Raw genomic sequence first — 1,505 nt, forward strand, 5'->3', positions numbered from 1 at the left:
CGCGAAGGCACCTGCCTGGACTACTTCCCGAACCAGGACTTCGAAGACGTCACCCGCGTCTGACCCTAACAAGGCCCGGCCGCCACGGCCGGGCCTTTTTGAAGGATCACCCCATCCAGGAGTCTCATCATGACCACTCCCGCTACCACCCCCATCAACAAGAAGGTCGGCTTCATCAACGCCTTCATCGCCGCCACCCTGATGGGTTTTGTCGGCTTCTTCGCCCGCCACATCGACGCACAGGGCGACTTCATCGCCTTCTCGCGCATGATGTGCGGCGGCCTGCTGTTCTTCGGCATCATCGCTTACAAGGGTCGCCTGCTTGACCTCAAGAGCTTCAAACTGTCGCCGACGATGATCCTGTCCGGCTTCTTCATGGGCAACTGCCTGTCCGCGTACATCACGGCGACACAGCACACCTCGATCGCCAACGCGGTGTTCTTCATCTATATCGGCCCGATCATCTCGACCCTGCTCGCCGTGATCTTCCTCAAGGAGAAGATGAAGGCCGGCACCTGGGTCGCGCTGCTGGCGGTATTCATCGGCATGATGATGATCTCCGGCCTGATGTCGATCGGCCCGAATGGCATGAGTTTCGGCATGGAATTCTCCGAAAAGACCTTCTTCGGCGACATGATGGCACTGTACTCCGGCGTCGGTTACGGCCTGTTCCTGTTCTTCGGCCGCTTCCGCACTGAAGTGCCGGGCGACGTACGCGCCTTCTGGAACTTCGTGTTCGCGCTGGCCGGCATCACCATCCTCTTCATCTTCACCAAGCCGACCATCTCGCAGATGACGTCGACCGACTGGATGTGGTGGATCGGCATCGGCATCGTGTGCGGTTTCGGCGCGCTGGGCACCTGCACCATCGCCACCCGTCACCTGAAGGCCGCTGAGTTTGCCTGCGTGTCCTACTGGGAATGCGTGGTCGCCGCGCTGTTCGTCGGCCTGATGATCTACGGCGAACCGCTGTCCAGCGCCCAGATGATCGGCGGCGCGCTGATCATCATCGGCGGCATGAGCGAAGTGCTGATCAGCATGCTCGGCAAATCGCTGAAGAAGTCCGACAAGCAGGCCGACGCGGTGAGCGCGCTGTAAGCCACACCTCTTCCCTGCCTAAAGGCGGCCACCTGGCCGCCTTTTTTCGTGTACTGGCGTCGCAAGCGCTCACCTCCCCCACAAGGCCATGCTTGTCTTTTGATAGCCAAGGCCTGACAGCTGCTTCCTGTCTTTTTACGCAAACAAAGGCAAATAATCTTTTTCTGAAATTCCGGTTTTTTGATAGCTACCGGTCATTTTTTGGGATGCCGCCACTCTCTAACAGGGAGAAAATACATCCAAGCAATTCATCCCGAATTACTCAAACGAGGGCATTCACCATGACCAAGATCGTCAACTCCTGGAACGATTTCGACCCGCTCAAGCACGTGATCGTCGGCCGTGCCGACCACAGCTGCGTGCCGCCGGAAGAACCGGCAACTTCCGAAAAGGTACCGATCGACAGC

Annotated in this window: 1 protein-coding gene; it reads left to right on the forward strand. The window is 58.5% G+C overall.

Going from position 1 to position 1,505, the window contains the following annotated elements:
- Positions 1-129 precede the first annotated feature (129 nt).
- Positions 130-1,098, forward strand: coding sequence for a DMT family transporter (locus E5K04_RS16575; protein ID WP_136555946.1), 969 nt, complete (start codon positions 130-132; stop codon positions 1,096-1,098).
- Positions 1,099-1,505 lie beyond the last annotated feature (407 nt).

This window comes from Crenobacter intestini (genome assembly GCF_004919095.1).
GTDB classification, from domain to species: domain Bacteria; phylum Pseudomonadota; class Gammaproteobacteria; order Burkholderiales; family Chromobacteriaceae; genus Craterilacuibacter; species Craterilacuibacter intestini.